This is a genomic window from Pseudomonas sp. 67(2021) (assembly GCF_017491835.1).
In the GTDB taxonomy this organism is placed as follows: domain Bacteria; phylum Pseudomonadota; class Gammaproteobacteria; order Pseudomonadales; family Pseudomonadaceae; genus Aquipseudomonas; species Aquipseudomonas atacamensis.
Map to the genome: position 1 here is coordinate 54,504 of NZ_JAFGYL010000020.1, position 21,735 is coordinate 76,238.

General features: G+C 59.7%; 20 protein-coding genes. 14 read left to right on the forward strand and 6 right to left on the reverse strand.

Features of this window, described 5'->3' with window-relative positions:
• Positions 1-175 precede the first annotated feature (175 nt).
• The gene (locus J5M66_RS21685; protein WP_136492845.1) at positions 176-1,663 is read left to right on the forward strand and encodes a helicase HerA-like domain-containing protein; all 1,488 of its coding nucleotides are present in this window, start codon (positions 176-178) and stop codon (positions 1,661-1,663) included.
• A 91-nt stretch (positions 1,664-1,754) separates the two neighbouring features.
• Here the strand turns inward: J5M66_RS21685 and J5M66_RS21690 are convergent, their stop codons facing one another.
• Positions 1,755-2,210 carry a DciA family protein gene (locus J5M66_RS21690; RefSeq protein ID WP_123443689.1) on the reverse strand — a complete coding sequence of 152 codons (456 nt, stop codon included), beginning with the start codon at positions 2,208-2,210 and terminating at the stop codon, positions 1,755-1,757.
• A 308-nt stretch (positions 2,211-2,518) separates the two neighbouring features.
• Between J5M66_RS21690 and secA the strand changes: the two genes are divergently transcribed.
• The 4 genes from secA to J5M66_RS21710 all read left to right on the forward strand — a co-directional run bounded on the left by secA (position 2,519) and on the right by J5M66_RS21710 (position 8,332).
• Positions 2,519-5,260 carry a preprotein translocase subunit SecA gene (secA, locus tag J5M66_RS21695; protein ID WP_038861039.1) on the forward strand — a complete coding sequence of 914 codons (2,742 nt, stop codon included), beginning with the start codon at positions 2,519-2,521 and terminating at the stop codon, positions 5,258-5,260.
• Positions 5,261-5,381: 121 nt separating this feature from the next.
• Entirely contained in the window at positions 5,382-6,599 is a 1,218-nt protein-coding gene (gene argJ / locus J5M66_RS21700; RefSeq protein WP_024014097.1) for a bifunctional glutamate N-acetyltransferase/amino-acid acetyltransferase ArgJ, read from the forward strand.
• Between the two features lie 159 nt (positions 6,600-6,758).
• On the forward strand, positions 6,759-7,391 hold the full coding sequence (locus J5M66_RS21705) for a glutathione S-transferase family protein (RefSeq protein ID WP_024014096.1): 633 nt from the start codon (positions 6,759-6,761) through the stop codon (positions 7,389-7,391).
• Positions 7,388-8,332 (forward strand): Nudix family hydrolase, encoded by a 945-nt coding sequence (locus J5M66_RS21710; RefSeq protein ID WP_207808334.1) that lies wholly within the window; start codon positions 7,388-7,390, stop codon positions 8,330-8,332. The genes J5M66_RS21705 and J5M66_RS21710 overlap by 4 nt, the downstream gene beginning before the upstream one ends.
• Positions 8,333-8,456: 124 nt before the next feature.
• On the opposite strand, the gene J5M66_RS21715 is transcribed toward J5M66_RS21710, so the two are convergent.
• Genes J5M66_RS21715 through J5M66_RS21725 form a run of 3 tightly spaced genes read right to left on the reverse strand, consistent with a single transcriptional unit; the run spans position 8,457 to position 12,044 of the window.
• Positions 8,457-9,041, reverse strand: a complete 585-nt coding sequence (locus J5M66_RS21715; RefSeq protein WP_110602529.1) for a cob(I)yrinic acid a,c-diamide adenosyltransferase — start codon at positions 9,039-9,041, stop codon at positions 8,457-8,459.
• Between the two features lie 3 nt (positions 9,042-9,044).
• Positions 9,045-11,081: a HAMP domain-containing sensor histidine kinase gene (locus J5M66_RS21720; protein WP_016773489.1), complete on the reverse strand. Its 2,037-nt coding sequence runs from the start codon at positions 11,079-11,081 to the stop codon at positions 9,045-9,047.
• Positions 11,082-11,126: 45 nt separating this feature from the next.
• Complete coding sequence (locus tag J5M66_RS21725; RefSeq protein WP_207808332.1) at positions 11,127-12,044, reverse strand: putative 2-dehydropantoate 2-reductase; 918 nt, start codon at positions 12,042-12,044, stop codon at positions 11,127-11,129.
• Positions 12,045-12,183: 139 nt separating this feature from the next.
• Here J5M66_RS21725 and J5M66_RS21730 point away from each other — a divergent pair, with 139 nt between their 5' ends.
• Together J5M66_RS21730 and J5M66_RS21735 are read left to right on the forward strand one after the other, a co-directional pair.
• Complete coding sequence (locus J5M66_RS21730) at positions 12,184-12,669, forward strand: YajQ family cyclic di-GMP-binding protein (protein ID WP_016773491.1); 486 nt, start codon at positions 12,184-12,186, stop codon at positions 12,667-12,669.
• 152 nt (positions 12,670-12,821) lie between these two features.
• Positions 12,822-13,664, forward strand: a complete 843-nt coding sequence (locus J5M66_RS21735) for a mechanosensitive ion channel family protein (RefSeq protein WP_016773492.1) — start codon at positions 12,822-12,824, stop codon at positions 13,662-13,664.
• Positions 13,665-13,776: 112 nt separating this feature from the next.
• Here the strand turns inward: J5M66_RS21735 and J5M66_RS21740 are convergent, their stop codons facing one another.
• Positions 13,777-15,126 (reverse strand): OprD family porin, encoded by a 1,350-nt coding sequence (locus J5M66_RS21740; protein WP_039758197.1) that lies wholly within the window; start codon positions 15,124-15,126, stop codon positions 13,777-13,779.
• 889 nt (positions 15,127-16,015) lie between these two features.
• Between J5M66_RS21740 and J5M66_RS21745 the strand changes: the two genes are divergently transcribed.
• Together J5M66_RS21745 and J5M66_RS21750 are read left to right on the forward strand one after the other, a co-directional pair.
• On the forward strand, positions 16,016-16,441 hold the full coding sequence (locus tag J5M66_RS21745) for an HIT domain-containing protein (protein WP_016773494.1): 426 nt from the start codon (positions 16,016-16,018) through the stop codon (positions 16,439-16,441).
• A 3-nt stretch (positions 16,442-16,444) separates the two neighbouring features.
• Positions 16,445-16,651, forward strand: coding sequence for a SlyX family protein (locus J5M66_RS21750; protein WP_016773495.1), 207 nt, complete (start codon positions 16,445-16,447; stop codon positions 16,649-16,651).
• A 62-nt stretch (positions 16,652-16,713) separates the two neighbouring features.
• Here the strand turns inward: J5M66_RS21750 and J5M66_RS27185 are convergent, their stop codons facing one another.
• Positions 16,714-17,316 carry a cold-shock protein gene (locus J5M66_RS27185; RefSeq protein ID WP_016773496.1) on the reverse strand — a complete coding sequence of 201 codons (603 nt, stop codon included), beginning with the start codon at positions 17,314-17,316 and terminating at the stop codon, positions 16,714-16,716.
• Between the two features lie 311 nt (positions 17,317-17,627).
• Between J5M66_RS27185 and J5M66_RS21760 the strand changes: the two genes are divergently transcribed.
• From J5M66_RS21760 to J5M66_RS21780, 5 genes are all read left to right on the forward strand, one after another.
• Positions 17,628-18,098, forward strand: a complete 471-nt coding sequence (locus J5M66_RS21760) for a Dps family protein (protein WP_016773497.1) — start codon at positions 17,628-17,630, stop codon at positions 18,096-18,098.
• Positions 18,099-18,279: 181 nt separating this feature from the next.
• Positions 18,280-18,618, forward strand: a complete 339-nt coding sequence (locus J5M66_RS21765) for a ribbon-helix-helix domain-containing protein (protein WP_038861040.1) — start codon at positions 18,280-18,282, stop codon at positions 18,616-18,618.
• 130 nt (positions 18,619-18,748) lie between these two features.
• Positions 18,749-18,970, forward strand: coding sequence for a zinc ribbon domain-containing protein (locus tag J5M66_RS21770; RefSeq protein WP_016773499.1), 222 nt, complete (start codon positions 18,749-18,751; stop codon positions 18,968-18,970).
• A gap of 98 nt (positions 18,971-19,068) precedes the next feature.
• Positions 19,069-20,844 (forward strand): aspartate--tRNA ligase, encoded by a 1,776-nt coding sequence (gene aspS, locus J5M66_RS21775; protein WP_064365013.1) that lies wholly within the window; start codon positions 19,069-19,071, stop codon positions 20,842-20,844.
• A 119-nt stretch (positions 20,845-20,963) separates the two neighbouring features.
• Positions 20,964-21,710, forward strand: a complete 747-nt coding sequence (locus tag J5M66_RS21780) for a YebC/PmpR family DNA-binding transcriptional regulator (RefSeq protein ID WP_024014089.1) — start codon at positions 20,964-20,966, stop codon at positions 21,708-21,710.
• Positions 21,711-21,735: the final 25 nt, after the last annotated feature.

A 21,735-nucleotide genomic window follows, 5' to 3' on the forward strand; every position in this document is an offset into this window, starting at 1 on the left:
CCGCTAAGGTCTTAATGTCCTGGGCGTGCTTTGATAGAGACGCGCACTATGGGCAAGGTTGAAAAACTGATATTTCCGGCTCTCCTTAGGGAAATGTCCGACCCGATTTTCTGATGGGTCTATCCAATTTATGTATCGGCCATGTGTCATCAAAGATTAACCATTGGGTGAGAAAATGCCTGACTCTTCGCAACTCGTTATCGGCGCTGATCCGGCCGCGCAACCCATCGCTCAGGCCATGCGCCTGGCCAACCGCCACGGGCTGATCGCTGGCGCCACCGGCACCGGTAAAACCGTGACATTGCAGCATCTGGCCGAAGCGTTCAGCGATGCCGGTGTGGCGGTGTTCGCCGCCGACATCAAGGGCGACCTGTGCGGCCTCGGTGCTGCCGGCAACCCGCAGGGCAAAGTGGCCGAGCGCATCGCCGGCATGCCCTGGCTCGGTCACACGCCGCAGGCTTATCCCGTCACGCTGTGGGACATCCACGGTGAATCCGGTCATCCGCTGCGCACCACCTTGAGCGAAATGGGCCCGTTGCTGATCGGCAGCTTGCTCGAGCTGACCGACAGTCAGCAGTCGGCGCTTTACGCGGCCTTCAAGGTGGCGGATCGCGAAGGGCTGTTGCTGCTGGATCTCAAGGATCTGAAAGCGCTGCTCAATCACCTCAAGGACAATCCGCAGTTGCTCGGCGAAGACGCGGCGCTGATGACCACCGGTTCCAGCCAGGCGCTGCTGCGCCGTTTGGCGACGCTGGAACAGCAGGGCGCCGAAGCCCTGTTCGGCGAGCCGGCGCTGCAACTTGAAGACATCCTGCAACCGGGCGCCGATGGCCGGGGACGCATCCATCTGCTCGACGCCAGCCGTCTGGTGCACGAGGCGCCGAAGGTTTACGCAACGTTCCTGCTGTGGCTGCTGGCCGAGTTGTTCGAGCAACTGCCCGAGCGCGGCGATGCTGACAAGCCGCTGCTGGCGCTGTTCTTCGATGAGGCGCACTTGTTGTTCGGCGACACGCCCAAGGCGTTGCAGGAACGCCTGGAGCAAGTGGTGCGTTTGATTCGTTCCAAAGGTGTTGGCGTGTATTTCGTCACCCAGTCGCCGGCGGATCTGCCGGATGACGTGCTGGCGCAGTTGGGCTTGCGTATTCAACACGGCCTGCGTGCGTTCACCGCCAAAGAGCAGAAGTCCCTGCGTGCGGTTGCGGATGGCTTTCGGCCGAATCCGGCGTTCGACAGTCTGTCGGTGCTGACTGAGTTAGGTATTGGTGAGGCGCTGGTCGGCACGCTGACCGAGAAGGGCACCCCGGAAATGGTCCAGCGCGTGCTGGTGGCACCGCCGCAGTCGCGGATCGGCCCGCTGACCGAAACCGAGCGCACCGTGCTGATCGCCGGCTCGCCGTTCAAGGGCCGTTATGACAAGCCGATCGATCGCGAGTCGGCCTACGAGATTTTGATGGGCCGCAAAGGGCTGGCGCCCGAGGCTGAAACACCAGCGGGCAAAGCGGCGGCCGAAGAGCCGAGCCTGGCTGACCGCGCGGGAGAATTCCTCGGCACGGCGGCAGGCCAGGCGCTGAAATCAGCGATGCGCCAGGCGGCCAATAACCTTGGCAAGCAGTTGGTGCGCGGGTTGATGGGGTCTCTGCTCGGAGGCAGCAAGCGCCGCTAAAAAGCAAAGATCGCAGCCTTCGGCAGCTCCTACAGTTGAAATGCATTCATTCTGTAGGAGTTGCCGCAGGCTGCGATCTTTTGCTTTTGCTTCAGGTTTTGCTTTTGGCATGCGCCGCCAACCGCTCCAGCGCCGCGCGCAATCCCGGATCGCTGATCCCGTCGGCCGTCGACTGAATCGTCTCTGCCGCACTGCTGGACAGATCCATCGAGTGCCCAACTACCCGATGCTGCACGATCGGCGGGCGCACACTGAATTTGATCCGCGTCAGGTTGGCGAACTCTTCGAACAGTTGCAGTTGCCGTTGCAGGCGTTTCTGCTGATAGCGCAGGCGCGTCGCCCAATGGCCGTCAGTGACCACCAGCGACAGCTCGCCTTCGCGCCACTTGGCTACCCGGCAATGCTCGCGGGCGGCCGGTTGCAGCTGGCTTTCGAGCAGGCGCTGCAAATGCTCCAGACGCTGGGCATGGCCGAGGATGGCCTTCAGCGGTTTGGCTTCACGTAACAGAACGGCGGGTGCTCTGGCCGTGAGAGGGCGAAACGCCATGATCGAACACCTGAAGGAACAGAGGCGCCATGGTAGCAGAAAGCTGCGGAACCTCTGGGCCATTGCTTTTGTCCCTGATTTGCTCATTAAATCAACGCCTGACTTCTTTCCCCCGACGGGTTGAAGTTGAGCAAAACGCCCCTATTTTAAGTGAGCCCCGTCAAAGCGCAGTGCCAGCATCGTGGAACATCGCCACTTTCCTCACCACCGTTTCCGGGTAGAATGCTCGTTCGCATGCGGCCATGAGGGCTGCACGGGCGACTCACGGGGCCGCCCTCCATCCCTTTAGTGTGGAAGATCCTGCCGATATGTTTGCGCCTTTGTTAAAGAAACTTTTTGGAAGCAAGAACGAGCGTGAAGTCAAACGCATGCTCAAGACGGTGCAGCTCGTCAATGCCTTCGAAGAGCAAATGGTGGCCCTTTCGGACGATCAATTGCGCGCCAAGACCGCCGAGTTCAAGGCCCGTATCGCCAAAGGGGAAACCCTCGACAAGCTGTTGCCGGAAGCCTTCGCCGTCGCCCGCGAGGCTGGCAAGCGCGTGATGGGCATGCGCCACTTCGACGTACAACTCGTCGGCGGCATGACCCTGCACGAAGGCAAGATTGCCGAAATGCGCACCGGTGAGGGCAAGACCCTCGTGGCCACCCTGGGTGTTTACCTCAACGCACTGTCCGGCAAGGGCGTGCACGTTGTGACCGTGAACGACTACCTGGCCCGCCGTGACGCCAACTGGATGCGTCCGCTTTATGAATTCCTCGGCCTGACTGTCGGCGTCGTGACGCCGTTCCAGCCGCCGGAAGAGAAGCGCGCCGCCTACGCCGCCGACATCACCTACGGCACCAACAACGAATTCGGTTTCGACTACCTGCGCGACAACATGGCGTTCAGCATGGATGAAAAATTCCAGCGCGAACTCAACTTTGCCGTGATCGACGAAGTCGACTCCATCCTCATTGACGAAGCGCGTACTCCGCTGATCATTTCCGGTCAGGCCGAGGACAGCTCCAAGCTGTACATGGAGATCAACAAACTGATCCCGCAGCTGGAACTGCACGTCGAGGAAGTTGAAGGCCAGGTCACCAAGGCCGGTCACTACACCGTTGACGAAAAGACCCGTCAGGTCGAACTCAACGAAGCCGGTCACCAGTTCATCGAAGAAATGCTCACCCGCGTCGGCCTGCTGGCCGAAGGCGAGAGCCTGTACTCGGCGCACAACCTTGGCCTGCTGACACATGTCTACGCCGGTCTGCGTGCGCACAAGCTGTTCAACCGCAACATCGAATACATCGTCCAGGACGGTCAGGTCGTGCTGGTCGACGAACACACCGGTCGTACCATGCCGGGTCGTCGTCTGTCCGAAGGCCTGCACCAGGCTATCGAAGCCAAGGAAGGTCTGAACATTCAGGCCGAGAGCCAGACCCTGGCCTCGACCACCTTCCAGAACTACTTCCGTCTGTACACCAAGCTGTCGGGCATGACCGGTACCGCCGACACCGAAGCGTTCGAATTCCACCAGATCTATGGTCTGGAAGTCATGGTCATCCCGCCGAACAAGCCGTTGGCGCGTAAAGACTACAACGACCTGGTGTTCCTCACCGCCGAAGAGAAATACGCGGCGATCGTGGCCGACATCAAGGAAAGCATGGCTGCCGGTCGCCCGGTGCTGGTGGGTACCGCGACCATCGAGACCTCCGAGCACATGTCCGAATTGCTCGTCAAAGAAGGCATCGAACACAAGGTTCTCAACGCCAAGTTCCACGAAAAAGAAGCTGAAATCATTGCTCAGGCCGGTCGTCCGGGTGCGCTGACCATCGCCACCAACATGGCCGGTCGTGGTACCGACATCCTGTTGGGCGGCAACTGGGAAGTGGAAGTCGCTTCGCTGGAAAACCCGACTCCCGAGCAGATCGCCCAGATCAAGGCCGACTGGCAGAAGCGTCACCAGCAAGTGCTGGAGTCCGGCGGCTTGCAGGTAATTGCTTCCGAGCGTCATGAATCGCGCCGTATCGACAACCAGCTGCGTGGCCGTGCCGGCCGTCAGGGCGATGCCGGTTCGAGCCGCTTCTACCTGTCGCTGGAAGACAGCCTGATGCGCATCTTCGCCTCCGACCGGGTGAAGAACTTCATGAAAGCCCTGGGCATGCAGCCGGGCGAAGCGATTGAGCACCGCATGGTGACCAACGCGATCGAGAAGGCGCAGCGCAAGGTTGAAGGCCGCAACTTCGACATCCGCAAGCAACTGCTCGAGTTCGACGACGTCAACAACGAACAGCGTAAAGTGATTTATCACATGCGTAACACGTTGCTGGCCGCCGACAACATCGGTGAAACCATCGCCGACTTCCGTCAGGACGTGCTCAACGCTACCGTCAGCGCGCACATTCCGCCGCAATCGCTGCCAGAGCAGTGGGACGTGGCCGGTCTGGAAGCGTCGATCGAAAGCGATTTCGGCGTGAAACTGCCGATCCAGCAATGGCTCGACGAAGACGATCACCTGTACGAAGAAACCCTGCGCGAGAAGCTCATGACCGAGCTGATGGCGGCGTACAACGAGAAAGAAGACCAGGCCGGTGCCGAGGCGCTGCGCTCGTTCGAGAAGCAGATCGTCCTGCGCGTACTCGACGACCTGTGGAAAGACCACCTGTCGACCATGGATCACCTGCGTCACGGCATTCACCTGCGTGGCTATGCGCAGAAGAACCCGAAGCAGGAATACAAGCGCGAGTCGTTCACGCTGTTCTCCGAGCTGCTCGATTCGATCAAGCGCGACTCGATCCGCGTGCTGTCGCACGTTCAGGTCCGCCGCGAAGATCCGGAAGCCGAAGAGCAACGCCTGCGTCAGGAAGCCGAAGCACTGGCGGCGCGCATGCAGTTCGAACACGCCGAAGCGCCTGGGCTGGATCAGCCGGAAGCGCTGGGTGAAGAGGTCGATGTGGCACTGGCCACCGCCGCTGCCCCGGTTCGCAACGAGCAGAAGCTGGGCCGCAACGAACTGTGCTACTGCGGTTCGGGCAAGAAATACAAGCATTGCCACGGGCAGATCCAGTAAAACCCGTTTCAATCGCTGAACACCCGCGCCGCGACCGGCTCCTGCCGTCGCGGCGTTTTGCCATTTACCTCACCGTCCGTTCCCGTGGCGGTGCTGACATCATTGAGTAAGGAGCGCATTCATGGCTGTTGGTCTTGGTCCTTTGCCAACGTTGCACCCGGTTGCCGGTTTTGAACTCGGTATCGCCTCGGCCGGCATCAAGCGCCCGGGGCGCAAGGATGTAGTGGTGATGCGCTGTGCTGAAGGTTCGACCGTGGCTGGCGTGTTCACCCTGAACGCGTTCTGCGCCGCGCCGGTTATCCTGGCGAAAAAACGCGTACAGAACGCCGTGCGTTACTTGTTGACCAACACCGGCAATGCCAACGCCGGCACCGGCGAGCCTGGCTTGGCGGCTGCCGAGCGCACCACCGCTAAGTTGGCCGAGCTGACCGGCGTCGATGCCAGCCAGATTCTGCCGTACTCCACTGGCGTGATCGGCGAGCCGCTGCCGGTCGAGAAGATCGAAGGCGCACTGCAAGCCGCGCTGGACGACCTGTCGGAGAACAACTGGGAAGCCGCCGCCACCGGCATCATGACCACTGACACGCTGCCCAAGGGCGCCAGCCGCCAGTTCGAGCATGACGGCGTGACCATCACCGTCACCGGCATCAGCAAAGGCGCCGGCATGATTCGCCCGAACATGGCGACCATGCTGGGTTACATCGCCACCGACGCCAAAGTCTCCCGCGAGGTGCTGCACAACCTGATGCTCGACGGCGCCAACAAGTCGTTCAACCGCATCACCATCGACGGCGACACCTCGACCAACGACTGCTGCATGCTGATCGCCACTGGCAAGGCCGCGCTGCCTGAGATCACCCGCGCTGAAGGCGAGCTGTTCGCCAAGCTGAAGCAAGCGGTGTTCGAAGTGTGCATGGACGTCGCTCAGGCCATCGTGCGCGACGGCGAAGGCGCGACCAAGTTCGTTACCGTTGAAGTGAATGGCGGCGGCAACCATCAGGAATGCCTGGACGTCGGTTACACCGTGGCCCACTCGCCGCTGATCAAGACCGCGCTGTTCGCCTCTGACCCGAACTGGGGCCGTATCCTCGCTGCCGTGGGCCGTGCCGGCGTGCCGGACCTGGACGTGAGCAAGATCGACGTGTTCCTCGGCGACGTGTGCATCGCCAGCCGTGGCGCTCGCGCAGCGACCTACACTGAAGCACAGGGGGCGGCGGTGATGCAGCAGGAAGAAATCACCATTCGCATCGAACTGGGTCGCGGCGATTGCAGCGAAACCATCTGGACCACCGACCTGTCGCATGAGTACGTGAAGATCAACGCTGAATACCGTACTTGACCTGATCCGGGAACGAGCCGCTCCATTCGCGAGCAGGCTCGCTCCCACAGGGTATTCTCGCTGCAGTTCGGTTTTCTGTGGGAGCGAGCCTGCTCGCGAAAACGGCGATCCGGACACAACCCATTCAGAAGCGTTCCTCTGACGAAAAGGCGCCACACCATGTCCCTGCACCTGATCATCGGCGACAAACTGCTTTCCTCCTGGTCCCTGCGTGCGGCACTGGCGCTGGACCTGACCGGCGCACCCTACAGCGAAGAGCTGATCAAGCTCGGCAAGCCCGACACTCGTGAGCGCCTGCTCAAGCATTCGCCGACCGGCAAGGTGCCGCTGCTGCAAACCACCCGTGGCACCATCGCCGATTCGCTGGCCATCGCTGAATATCTCGCCGAACAGTTTCCGTCCGAGCAACTCTGGCCGAGCGATACCTTTGCCCGCGCCCAGGCCCGCTCGGCCTGCGCACAAATGCACAGCGGCTTCTTCGCCATGCGTAACCACATGCCGTTCAACCTGAGCCAGGACGCACCGCTGAACCCGGTGCCGCCAGAAGTGAAGGTCGATATCGAACGCATGCTCGCGCTATGGGCCGAATGCCGCGCGGCAGCCACGGAAGAGGGGCCTTACCTGTTCGGTCGTGTCAGTCTTGCCGACGCGTTTTTCGCGCCGATCGCCGTGCGCTTGCGCACCTATCAGGTGAAGTTGCCGGCAGTCGACGAAGCGTATGTTGAAACCATCTACCAATGGCCCGCCTTCAAAGCGTGGCAAAAGGCTGGACTGGAGGAATTGAATCCGTGAAACGCGTCCACGTCGCCGCTGCCGTCATCCGTGACGGTGCCGGCAAAATTCTTATCGCCCGCCGTGCCGACACTCAGCATCAGGGCGGCTTGTGGGAGTTTCCCGGTGGCAAGGTCGAGGCTGACGAATCTGTCGAATCGGCACTGGCTCGCGAGCTGCACGAAGAGCTGGGCATCATCGTTGATGCTGCGCGGCCGCTGATCAAGGTTCGCCACGATTACCCGGACAAACAGGTGTTGCTGGATGTCTGGGAAGTCTCAGCGTTCAGCGGCGAACCCCACGGCGCTGAAGGCCAGCCACTGGCTTGGGTCACTGCCAGGGAATTGATCGACTATGAGTTCCCGGCGGCCAATCAGCCGATCGTCGCGGCGGCGCGCTTGCCTGCCGAATACTTGATCACTCCGGAGGATCTGGAAGGCCCGGCCTTGTTGCGCGGCATCCAGAAAGCGATTGCCGGCGGCATCAAATTGATCCAGCTGCGCGCACCCAACGGCTACGACCCGAAATACCGTGATCTGGCGGTCGACGCGGTGGGCCTGTGTGCGGGCAAGGCACAGTTGATGATCAAAGGGCCCTTCGAATGGCTCGGTGATTTCCCGTCTGCCGGTTGGCACATCACTGCTGCACAACTGCGTAAATACGCGGCGGCTGGGCGTCCGTTGCCGGCGGAGCGCTGGCTCGCGGCGTCGTGCCATAACGCTGAAGAGCTGGCGCTGGCCGAGCAGATGGGTGTCGACTTTGTCACCCTGTCGCCGGTACAGCCTACGCTGACGCACCCGGATGCACAGCCGTTGGGGTGGGAGCAGGCGCAGGCGTTGATCGACGGTTTCAGTAAACCGGTGTTTCTGCTCGGTGGAGTAGGCCCGGCGGAGCGCGAGAAAGCCTGGGGTGCTGGGGCTCAGGGTGTGGCGGGGATTCGGGCGTTCTGGCCAGAAGCTTGATTCTCGATTGAGGCTAGCGGCCTCTTCGCGAGCAGGCTCGCTCCCACAGTGGATTGCATTTCTCCAGTCAGAATTGCAGGCAAATGTGGGAGCGAGCCTGCTCGCGATGGCGTCCTGTAAGGCGCTACTTTCCTTCAGGTTTCGCAGCCGGCTGCCACAAAATCTCCGCCACCCCTTGCCGCCGCGCAATCAACCGCGCCACAACAAACAGCAAATCCGACAACCGATTGATATACGCCAGGCCAACCCCGGCCAATGGCTCAACCGAGTTCAAATGCTGACAGCGGCGCTCGGCACTGCGCGCCAGACTGCGGCAGACATGCGCCTGCGCAATCAGCATCGAACCACCCGGCAAGATGAAGTTTTCCAGCGGCCCCAGCTCTTCATTCCACACATCGATCGCCGCTTCCAGCCGCTCGATTTCAGCCTCGTTCAACGCCTGATATTCCGGCATCGCCAGTTCACCGCCGAGGTCGAACAGGCGATGCTGACACGGCGCCAGCACTTCGATGATCTCATTCAGCCCCGGATGCACTGCGCGCTCGGCGAGCAAACCGGCGAGCAGCACGCCGACCTGACTGTTCAGCGTATCGACCTCGCCGATCGCCTCGATGCGCGGGTGATCCTTGGGGACGCGACGGCCGTCACCGAGGCCGGTTTCGCCTTTGTCGCCGGTGCGGGTGTAGATCTTCGACAAGCGAAAGCCCATGGGTTACCTCGGTAGTGGATTGGTTTCGGTGGTCAGCGGCGCAGGTTGCGCCAGCGGCAGACGCAGGGTGAAGCAAGTGCCCTGGCCGGGCGCCGACTGCACTTCCATCTGGCCCTTGTGATTGTTGGTGATGATGAAGTACGACACCGACAGACCAAGCCCCGTGCCCTGGCCGATTTCCTTGGTGGTGAAGAACGGCTCGAAGGTACGCTTGCGCACGTTCTCGCTCATGCCGATGCCGTTGTCTTCGACTTGGATCTCGGCCCACGGCGGATTGAGCCGGGTGCGCAGAATGATCCGGCCCGGTTCGCTGTCGTCTTCACGCTGGTGAATCGCCTGTGCGGCGTTTTTCAGCAGATTGAGCAACACCTGTTCCAGCTCGTTGGCGGTGCCCGGCACCGGACCGAGGGCCGGGTCGAACTGACGAATGATCGCCTGGCCCTTGAAGTCGAAGCCGATGGCCAGATCGAAATCGTTGCCGGCGATTTCCACGGCTTGATCAATCAATGCCGGCAGATCGCACGGCGCCATTTGCCGGGTGCTGCGGCGGCTGAAGCTGAGCATGTGCGTGACGATCTTCGCCGCGCGGGCGCCGGCCTGCTGAATGCCGTCGAGCAGTTGCGGGACTTCGCGGCCTTGCAGATAGCGGTTCACCGTGTCCAGTTCGATGCCCAGTTGCTCGGCGGTCTCGATGTTCTTCGGCAGATCCGCCGACAGACGCCGACGAATGTTCTGCACGTTGTGCAGGATCGCGCCAAGCGGGTTGTTGATTTCATGGGCCATGCCGGCCGCAAGGCCACCGACCGAGAGCATCTTTTCTGACTGCACCATCATTTCTTCCAGCGACAGACGCTGAGTGATGTCGTCGATACGGATCACCACGCCACGCCCGGCACCGCCCATCAGTGGGTAAAACGTCAGCGCGTAATGCTTGGGTTCATCGTCCTTGAACCACGTCACTCGGTCGACTTTGGCCACGGTGTGCTGTTCGACGGTGGCCTTGAGCTGCGGCAAAAACGGTTTCAGCGGTTCGAAGGCGAGGAAGATCGGTTGGTTCAAAGCCTCATCCAGGCGTGTGCCGGAGAGCGCGCTGGCTTCCTGATTCCATTGAGTGACGTAAAGCTGCTCGTCGAGAGCGATGAGCGCCGAGGGCATCGAGTCGATGATGCTGTTGAGGTAATTCTGGAAGCCGGTGAGCTTCTTTTCGATCTTGCTGCGCACCTGGACTTCCAGCTCCAGTTTGCGGTTGGTGTGGCGGGTTTCCTCGGCCAGCCCCTGCGCCTGATCGTAGGCGGCCTGCGAGTCGTCGCGGGCGCGTTTCAATTGCTGCTCGCGGGCTTCGATGCGCGAGAGCATGGTGTTGAACGCCTCGGCCAGACTGCCGATTTCGTCGTGGTTGCCGCGCGCGGCGCGCAGGGCGTAGTTCTCTTCGCGGGTGACCTGGCGGGACAATTCCTCAAGCTGATGAATCGGCCGGGTAATCAGACGTTTGATCTGCCGGGCAATCACCAGCCACAGCAGTACGCTGAAGATCAGGATGCCGAGGCTGGCGGTCAGAGTGCCGGTGTAGAACGCCATCGGCAGTTCGCTGCTGGCGACCAGCAACAGATGCCCCGGCGCGGCACCGGGGCGGGGCAGGGTGATCAGTTGATTGCTGCGAAACTCGGTGAGTTGCCAGGCTTCGACGTGGCGGTAGCGCTCGGGGAGACTGAGTTTCTCGCCGCGCTGCACTTGCGCCAGGCGTTCACCCTTGCCGTCATACAGGGCGGCGGCGCGCAGCGGTGAATAACTGTCGAGCTCCTTGAGCAGGCGCTCGGCGCTGCGCGGCGACTCCAGCGCATCGCTGACCAGACTCGGATTGGCGATCAGCCGGCCGATGGTCTGCAGGGCCTGAGGCGCCATGCTTTCCTGAGAAATGTAGTAGGCGGCGCTGATAAAGGTCAGGTTGGCGACCAGCAGAACCGTGGTCAACAACACCAGCAGGGCGGCCAGCAGTTTCTGGCCGACCGGCAGGTTTTCAAGGCGCTGGCGCAATGGCATCAGGTTTATCGCAGCAGGGGAACAAGTCGTCAGCCTAGCGGCTGCTCAGTCGCTGGGCAATCCACGCTTGCGCAGATGCGCCACCAAACGTTGCTGCAACTGCTGCAGATGCGGCAGATGCAACTGATGGCGCTCGGCAACTTTGCAGGCTTGTCCCAACAGATAGCTGATCTCGGTGCGGCGCTGGTTGGCGACGTCCTGATACATCGAAGAGTAATTGGCGGCGGTGGCGTGGATCACTCGTTCGACTTCCGCTTGCAGATTGTCCGCCGCAGCCGGCTGGCCGCAATGTTGGAGCAGTTCCGCCAGTTCGGCGCAGAGCGTGGCGACTTCGCAGTGATGCTCGCTCAGCCCGCCGTTACGGCAGTTGTGCAACACGGTCAGCGGGTTGATCGCGCAGTTCAGCGCCAGTTTGCGCCACAGGCGAGTAAGGATGTCGGCGCTCCATTCATGGGGAATGTTCGCCGCTTGCAGATCGTCCAGCCAGACCGGCGCCAGCGGATTTGCGCCATCGCCCAGCCAGTTGAACCCGTGACCGGCGAACACCACGCGCCAATCGCCATCACGGAACGCGCCCTCGGTGCTGGAGGCGCTGATGCAGCGCGCCTGTGGCACCCGCGCGGCGACGGCGTCCTGACTGCCGAGGCCGTTTTGCAGGAGGATCAGTTCGGCGTCCGGCGCGAGGCGGGAAGCGAGGCGGGCGACGGCCTCTTCGGCGTCATAGGCCTTGCACGCAACCAGCAATCGGCGAATCGGCTCGGGGCTGTCCGGGGTTTCGCCGGGAACTGCATAGGTATGAGCTTGTCCGTTTTCTACCAGGGTCAAGCCGCCCACTGCCTCGTAGCTTTGCAAGCGCGCCGCATCACGCAGGATCAGGCGCACCGGCAAGCCGGCGCGAGCCAGACGTGTCGCCCAGAGCGTGCCGAGGCTGCCGGCGCCAAGTACGTGCCAGGTGGTCGACATCAGTTTTTTGCTCGATTGCTTGCAGGCATGTGCGGCTCGCCGTATCGGTAGGAAAAGACCCGTTATAATGAGCCCGATTTTAACCGCAAGCCAAGCGCGCTCCATGCACATCGAGCGCGCCTTTTATTGGAGAGATTACATGCCGTCGTTCGACGTGGTATCCGAACTGGACAAACACGAACTCACCAACGCGGTCGAGAACGCCGTGAAGGAACTCGATCGTCGTTATGACCTGAAAGGCAAGGGCAGCTTCGAGTTCAAGGAAAAAGACCTGACCGTCAGCCTCACCGCCGAAGCCGCTTTCCAGCTCGAAGCGATGATCGAAATCCTCAAGCTGGCGCTGACCAAGCGCAAGATCGACGTGCAGTGCCTCGAGGTCAAGGATGCTTACGCTTCGGGCAAACTGATGAAGCAGGACGCCATCCTCAAGGAGGGCATCGACAAAGAGCTGGCGAAGAAGATCGTCGGCCACATCAAGGAAGCCAAGCTCAAGGTCCAGGCCGCGATTCAGGGCGAGCAGGTGCGTGTCACCGGCAAGAAGCGCGACGATTTGCAGGAAGCCATCGCGGCCCTGCGTGCCAAGGAATTCGGCATGCCGCTGCAGTTCAACAACTTCCGCGACTAAGCTTGGTCTGAAGGCTATGTGGGAGCGAGCCTGCTCGCGAATGCGGTGTTTCATTCAGCGAAAAGTTGACTGACTCGCCGCATTCGCGAGCAGGCTCGCTCCCACAGTTGTTTTGAATACACCCCGGGAAGCCGGAAATCAGGAGATAGAACATGGATTTGAATGCGGAAGTGGACCACCTGGTCAAGGCGTCCCAGGCGTGGATCCCGATGATCATGGAATACGGCAGCCGCGTACTGCTGGCAGTGATTACCCTGGCGATCGGCTGGTGGCTGATCAACAAGGTCACGCAAAAACTCGGCGGTCTGCTCGCTCTGCGCAATGCTGATCTGGCGCTGCAAGGCTTTATCAGCAGCCTGGCCAACATCATTCTCAAGGTGTTGCTGATTGTCAGCGTCGCGTCGATGATCGGCGTCGAAACCACCTCGTTCGTCGCGGCCATCGGTGCTGCCGGTCTGGCGATCGGTCTGGCCTTGCAAGGCAGCCTGGCGAACTTCGCTGGCGGTGTGCTGATTCTGCTGTTCCGCCCGTTCCGCATCGGTGACTGGATCGAAGCCCAAGGTGTAGCGGGTACCGTCGACAGCATCCAGATTTTCCACACCGTGCTGCGTACCGGCGACAACAAGACCATCATCCTGCCCAACGGCAACCTGTCGAACGGCATCATCACCAACACCAACCGCCAGCCAACTCGCAAAGTCGTGTTTGATGTCGGCGTGGATTACGAGGCGGATCTGCAGAAAGCCCGTCAGGTATTGCTGGATCTGGCCAAGGATCCCCGCGTCATGCAGGACCCGGAACCACAGGCGGTGATTTCGACATTGGGTGATAGCTCGATCACGGTTTCCCTGCGTGTCTGGGTTAAAACTGCGGATTATTGGGATGTGATGTTCATGTTCAATGAGCAGGCGCGTGATCGTTTGAAGGCTGCCGGGATTGATATTCCGTTTCCGCAGCGGGTTATACGCGTAGTGCAGGAATCGGCGACACAATGATAGGTTGCTAGCTAACTACTTGCTTTGCTAGTCAGTCTTTTAAATAATTGAAAATAAAAAAGGCCCATCGGAGATGGGCCTTTTTTTATGCTTTGAAACTAACCGCTGACAATTACAAGATGTTCAGCGGGTACTCGGTGATCAGACGGAACTCTTTGACATCGCCTTCACCTTCGTCGGCGTTGGCAACGTGCCAAGCTTGACGAATGCGGAAGGACAGGTCTTTAGCCGGACCGCTTTGAACAACGTACTTGGCCTCAAAGTTGGTTTCGTGGTGTTTGCCATCTTCACCATACAGACCGGCGTAAGCGCTGCCCGCTGGAGTGTTGGTACCGTCGATATCCCAACCTTTGACGTAACGAACCATGAAGCTCAGGCCAGGAACGCCGTACTCGGCCATTTTCAGGTCGTAACGGGCTTGCACGGATTTCTCGCCAGCGCCGTTGAAGTCAGAGTACTGGATGGAGTTGGCAAGGAAGATCGAGTCGCCACCACGGTTGTTCTTGCCCACGCCGATGTAGTCGAACGGGGTGTCGCCGTTGACCTTCTGGAACGCCAGGGTGAAGGTGTGCGCTTTGAGGAACGACAAAGCGGTTGCCAGCGAGAACGTGGTGTTGCTGATGTCGCCCGCTTCGGCGCTACCGGTGTCGGTGGTGCGGTAGATGTTGAAGTCGGTGTTCAGCGAAGTATCACCACCGAACGGGGTGGTCAGGTTCACGTTGGCGTAGTACTGGTTCCAGATGTCTTCCAGCTTGGCGCCGTACAGCGATGCACTGAGGTTGTCAGTGATCGAGTATTTGCCGCCGAAGTAGTCGATGTTGTTCGCTTCAACACCGGCGTAGGTAGCGTAGAGGCCGCCATCGCGTGCGTTCTTGTCCTGGCTGGAGCCGGAGTAGAAGTGGCCGGCTTCCAGGTCCAGATCTTTCACTTCGCTGCTCTGCAACTGGAAGCCAGTGGCAGTTTGCGGAAGGATGCGGGAACCGCCGACAGCGAACACTGGAGAAGTGCTTGGCTGCATGTCGCCGAATTTCAGTTCGGTCTTGGAGACACGGAACTTGATGGAAGCGCCTGCCTTGCCCTGACTGTCGTTGACGTCGCGGGCATAGCCGTTGGCCTTGACGGTATCGCTACGGCTCATGTTGCCAGTACCGGAAGTACCGTCACCGCCATCCAGTTTCAAGGCCAGATAGCCGTATGCATCAATACCTACACCCACGGTGCCCTGGGTATAACCGGAGGTGAAGTTGCCGAGGAAACCCTGGGTCCAGTCTTTCTGGTCACGGCCACCGTTCTTGTTGTCGCGGTTGAAGTAGTAGTTCTTCAACGTCTCGGTGAGTTTCGCACCTTCAACAAAACCTTTGGCTTCTGCCTGGTCATCTACGAACGGGGCGGCCGTAGCCAACTGCGAACTGGCTGCTGCTGCAACTGCCAGTGCGATCATGCTCCACTTCATCACGCGCATCGTGATTTGCTCCTTTGGTTTTAGAAGAGTACTGCCGTCCCACCTGTTTTATTATCTGGGCGGCTCTTTCTTTTTGTGTCGGCGCAAACTTATATCACGCCGACAATGTTGGCGATACTTGCGAAACCAACCTTTCAGCTTCTTTACGGCGTTGTCGCAAAAGGAGCGCTGGATGTCGCAAATTCACAGTACCGATGCAGCCGGACTGACAACTTTATCGCTGTTTCCGGGCCTTTTTGCATCGCTAAAAAAGAGTCCCTGGCAAAACACTTGAATCTCCATCGGGCAACCCTGCCACTGTTTTTATTGGCTTCAGACGACCACTTCCAGTGGTGCGCTTATAGTCCATACCGTTACGAATGCAACAAGCGTGCACAAACCGCAAAATCGATACGGTTATTTTTTTCTTTGGCGTCCGGATATGTGAAAACCTTGTGAAAACGGGGCCTCGGGCCAGTTTTGTTGCGGGCTTGACGACGATTTCCCAATGGTGTTGCAACGCACCAAAGGCGCGCAGGACAACCAAAAACGTTACCGGTTCACCCCGCATTGAGTATTTGGCGGATGCCCGACCCACTGAGCGTAGACGTGTTGTGCAGTTTTGGTGCAAAAAAATCACAATCGGGCCCGAGTAAAACTGGCGCCGTCCGATTCGAGGGTCGACAGATCAGGGGTTTTCATGCGGATCTTCACGTCAAGGCTCATGTCCGGGGCTGTATTGGTGCGTCGGCGAGATAAATGTCTTATGTCGGCGCGCTGACTGAATTACTGTCGGAGGGAAGCGTGAAGCCCGCTGCATTCGCAGGTATGCTGCCGTTCTGTCGCTTGGCGCGCTGCTTTTACGGCGCCGCCGCTAAGCTGAGTCATAGGATCAGCGGGAGTGCTCACAGTGTTTGCTTTGGATTCACGACTTCAACAGGACGCCCTGGTCATCGGCGACTTTCCGTTGTGCCGGCTGTTGCTGTCCAACGACAGCAATTACCCTTGGTTCATCCTGGTACCTCGTCGCGAGGATATCAGCGAGTTGTTTCAGTTGGATGTCGCCGATCAGCAACAGCTATGGCGGGAAACCACCACCCTTGCCGAATTGCTCAAGGATTCCTTCGATGCTGACAAGCTGAACGTGGCAACCCTGGGTAACGTTGTCAGTCAGTTGCACATGCATGTCATTGTGCGTAAACGCGACGACGCCGCTTGGCCGGCGCCGGTCTGGGGCAGGCACCCGGCCAAGCCGTACAGCGCGGAACAGGTAGCAGCCATTCGCGAGCGCTTGCGTCTGGTGCTGACTGAAGAATTCACCTTTGTGGAGGGCTGAGTCATGAGCCTTGAAGAACGCGTTACCGATCTGGAAAGCCGTCTGGCCTTTCAGGATGACACCATTCAGGCATTGAACGATGTGCTGGTGGCCCAGCAGAGAGTCATCGAGCGCCTGCAATTGCAGATGGAAGCGCTGATCAAGCGTCACGAAGAAATGGTCGGGCAGTTCGGTGCTTTTGAAGAAGATGCGCCACCGCCGCATTATTGAGCCATTCGGCAGGCATAAAAAAACCGCGAACAGCCAGGCTGTTCGCGGTTTTTTGCTTTGGATCAGCGACGCGGCAGAGCGGCGATCACGTCCTCGGCTTGCAGGCCTTTGTCGCGGTTCATCACCGAGAACTCGACGCGCTGGCCTTCGACCAGAACACGGTGGCCTTCGCCACGAATGGCGCGAAAGTGCACGAAAATATCATCGCCGGAATCCCGGGAGATAAACCCGAAACCCTTGGAAGTGTTGAACCACTTCACGGTGCCGGTATCGCGATTGCTCATGTCATAGGTGGTCGGCGCAGCGGCCGGTGACGATTTGTAGAAGCTGACAGCCAAATGCAGCAGCACGGCAACCAGGGCGATCACCAGGCTGAACAACACCGCCGGCTGGCCAGCGATGACCGGCATCGGCGCGATCAGGGTCAAAGTTTGCAGGACGACAGTCAGTACCAGAAGGGCGCTGACCAGATTTTGCAGATGCTGGCGCGGGCCTTTGTTCCAGTAGGGAATTACTGGAGCGATGACCAGGTTCAGCAGGCCGAAAAAGGCCAGGTAAAGTGCATCGGGCTGTTGCAGGTAAGGAACGGCTTCGGCTTTCAGGCTGGGTATGAACGACAGCAGCAAGGCTGCTGCGCCCATTAGCAGGTGGACGATTTTCAACATTTTGATTGGCTCACGTTATGACGGCTCACAAGGAAGAGCTGAAGGCGCACGGTTCGCTTCAGGACAAAATAAGAGGCGGTGGACACGTACACGGCATCAGCCTATGCGCAACGCCCCGGAAAATAGGGCATGGCGACACACTGCCTATTTAACAGCAAAGCCTGCGGCTACTCAAATCAGCCCGGCCAGCGGCAGAGAAACGGTCGATTTGTCGCAGTCAGATCACGGATTGATAGCTGCGAGCGGGCGCTTGCCTTGCTAAAGTGGGGCTGAACCTGCTGGATGAATTCAATCACTGTTAGGGGGTAAGCATGGCAATTGATATCGGTATCAGTGAAGAAGACCGCAAATCCATCGTCGAAGGGCTGTCGCGACTGCTGTCGGACACCTATGTGCTGTATCTGAAAACCCATAACTTTCACTGGAACGTCACCGGCCCGATGTTCCGCACGCTGCACCTGATGTTCGAAGAGCAGTACAACGAGCTGGCGCTGGCCGTCGATTCGATCGCCGAGCGTATCCGTGCGTTGGGCTTCCCGGCGCCGGGTGCCTACGCGACCTACGCGCGTCTTTCTTCTATTAAAGAAGAAGTCGGTGTACCGAGCGCCGAAGACATGATCAAGCAATTGGTCGAAGGCCAGGAAGCGGTGACCCGTACTGCGCGAGGCATTTTCCCGCTGCTGGACAAGGTCAGCGATGAGCCGACTGCTGACCTGCTGACCCAGCGTATGCAAGTGCACGAGAAAACTGCGTGGATGCTGCGCGCGCTGCTCGAGGAGTGACCCGGCCGCTGCGGACGGCGTGAGGTCGTCCGCATGCTCTCCAGACTCTTACCGTTGTCGTTGGCTTATCCTACGAGGCTGGTCAACAAGTCGTATGGCGCTAACTTTGTCACTGGGTTTTTATGAAGGCGCAGGATGTTGCCTTATAAATCAGCAGTCATGGCAAAGGAGTGTCAACGCTATGGTAGAAGGAGACAGGCGAAGCGACAGGATGTCGGCTTCGCGGCACGTAATTAAAGTCGACCCGTTCGTCAGCGAGTTCGACATGAATCTGATCCGGCCGCTGTCGCGATCGATTCGCCTCAACGGTTTTGCGACCTGCCTGCGCCTGGAGCAGGTCTACTGGAATATTCTCGGCGGCATGGCCGAGGACAATCATTGTTCGGTCAGCACACTGTTATCCCACGTCGATCGCGAGGTGCATCTGCGTTACGGCGGGGTGAAGAATTTCAGTGCGCTGGTACGGGTGGTTTGTGTCATGAACGGGATCAAAGATCTCGCACCCGCCGTTTCGCGCTGAAACGGCGGTTGCAACGAGGTTGAAGGCTGTGCAGCGTTACGGCTGCACAGCCTGCATTTAATCGATATAATCCCGCGCTTTCGCCGCAAAGCCCTGCGCGCGGCAGCAATCTGATCGCCGAGACACCTCCATGCCAATGTACGATTACCAATGTGCTTCCTGTGGTCATCAGTTGGAAGCCATTCAGAAGATCAGCGACGCACCGTTGGTCGATTGCCCTGCCTGCCAGGCGCCCGAACTGAAGAAGCAGCTGTCCATGCCGGGTTTTCGCCTCAGCGGCAACGGTTGGTACGAGACCGATTTCAAGACCGGAGCCAAGAAGAATCTGGCCGGTGGCGACAAAGCTGACTAGGGTTCCAACCCTGAACGAACGATACGCGTGAGTTTCCGCCTTGCTTGATCGCGGCCGGATCTCCATCGAATTTCGAATTACGAGAAGCGAACCACACCATGATGCGCAGCCACTATTGCGGCCAACTGAACGAAAGCCTGGAAGGCCAGGAAATTACCCTTTGCGGATGGGTTCACCGTCGCCGCGACCACGGCGGGGTGATTTTCCTCGATATCCGTGATCGTGATGGTCTGGCCCAGGTGGTGTTCGACCCGGATCGCGCCGAGAGCTTCGCCGCCGCCGATCGCGTGCGCAGCGAATACGTCGTGAAGATCACCGGCAAGGTGCGTCTGCGTCCGGCCGGCGCAACCAACGCCAACATGGCCTCGGGCATGATCGAAGTGCTGGGTTATGAACTGGAAGTGCTGAACGAGTCGGAAACCCCGCCGTTCCCGCTCAACGAGTTCTCCGACGTTGGCGAAGAAACCCGCCTGCGCTATCGCTTCCTCGACCTGCGTCGTCCGGAAATGGCCGAGAAGCTGCGTCTGCGTTCGCGCATGACCACCAGCATCCGTCGCTTCCTCGACGAGAACGGCTTCCTCGACGTCGAAACGCCGATCCTGACCCGGGCCACCCCGGAAGGCGCGCGTGACTATCTGGTGCCGAGCCGTACCCACGCCGGTTCGTTCTTCGCCCTGCCGCAATCGCCGCAGCTGTTCAAGCAACTGCTGATGGTGGCCGGCTTCGACCGTTACTACCAGATCGCCAAGTGCTTCCGTGACGAAGACCTGCGTGCCGACCGTCAGCCGGAATTCACCCAGATCGACATCGAGACCAGCTTCCTCGATGAAAAAGAGATCATGGGCCTGACCGAGCAGATGATCCGCAACCTGTTCAAGGAAGTGCTGGATCTGGAATTCGGCGAATTCCCGCACATGACCTTCGAAGAAGCCATGCGCCGCTACGGTTCGGACAAGCCGGACCTGCGTATTCCGCTGGAACTGGTCGACGTTGCCGACCAGCTCAAGGAAGTCGATTTCAAGGTGTTCAGCGGCCCGGCCAACGATCCGAAGTGCCGCATCGCCGCACTGCGCGTTCCAGGCGGGGCGAGCATGCCGCGCAAGCAGATCGACGACTACACCAAGTTCGTCGGCATCTACGGTGCCAAGGGCCTGGCGTACATCAAGGTCAACGAGCGTGCTGCCGGTGTTGAAGGCCTGCAATCGCCGATCGTGAAGAACATCCCTGAAGACAAGCTCAACGTGATCCTTGATCGCGTTGGCGCAGTCGATGGCGACATCGTGTTCTTCGGTGCCGACAAGGCCAAGATCGTCAGCGAAGCCTTGGGCGCGCTGCGTATCAAGCTCGGTCACGACCTCAAGCTGCTGACCTGCGAGTGGGCACCAATGTGGGTCGTCGACTTCCCGATGTTCGAAGAGAACGACGACGGCAGCTTCTCGGCGCTGCACCACCCGTTCACTGCACCGAAGTGCACCCCGCAGGAGCTCGAAGCCAACCCGGCCGGCGCACTGTCCCGTGCGTACGACATGGTGTTGAACGGCACCGAGCTGGGCGGCGGTTCGATCCGTATCCACCGCAAGGAAATGCAGCAAGCGGTATTCCGCCTGCTGGGCATCAACGAAGCGGAACAGGAAGAGAAGTTCGGCTTCCTGCTCGACGCGCTGAAGTACGGTGCACCGCCGCACGGTGGTCTGGCTTTCGGTCTGGACCGTCTGGTGATGCTGATGACCGGCGCCCAGTCGATCCGTGAAGTGATCGCCTTCCCGAAAACCCAGAGTGCTGCCGACGTGATGACGCAGGCTCCGGGCGTAGTGGATGCCAAGGCACTGCGCGAGCTGCACATTCGCCTGCGCGAAACGCCAAAGGCTGAGTAAGACGAGCCTGAAGGCGCATCTTCGGATGCGCCTTTTTTCTTTCTCAGGTCGAATTTTTCAATTGCCGGCCGCTGCCTCGGCGGGGCGGGCAAGGTTTCAAAGAGCATTCGGAGCAAGTTATGGCAGGTCATTCCAAGTGGGCAAACATCAAGCACCGCAAAGAACGTCAGGATGCCAAGAGGGGCAAGATCTTCACCAAATGGATCCGTGAACTGACCGTTGCGGCCCGTCAGGGTGGCGGCGATCCGGGTTCCAACCCGCGTCTGCGTCTGGCTCTGGACAAGGCGTTGAGCGCGAACATGAGTCGCGACATCATCGACCGTGCCGTTGCGCGCGGTGCCGGTGCCACTGAGGCGGACAACGTTGAAGAACTGACCTATGAAGGTTACGGCCCGGGCGGCGTGGCGGTGATGGTCGAGTGCATGACCGACAACCGTAACCGCACTGCGGCGGCTGTGCGCCATGCGTTCAGCAAGTGTGGCGGCAACCTCGGCACCGATGGTTCGGTGGCCTATCTGTTCGAGCGCAAGGGCCAGATCAGCTTCGCCCCGGGCGTCGATGAAGACGCACTGACCGAAGCGGCACTGGAAGCCGATGCCGATGACGTGGTCACCCACGAAGACGGTTCGATCGACGTGTTTACCTCGTTCACCGGTTTCTATGCGGTGCGCAACGCGCTGGAAGCGGCCGGGTTCAAGGGCGACGACGCGGAAATCGTCATGCAGCCAACCACCAGCGCCGAGCTGGATCTGGAAGGTGCGGAGAAGGTGCTCAAGTTGATCGACATGCTTGAGGACCTGGATGACGTGCAGAACGTCTATTCCAACGCGGATATCCCGGAAGACGTCGCCGCTCAGCTTGGCTGATAAGCGACTAGTCTTCCCTGTGGGA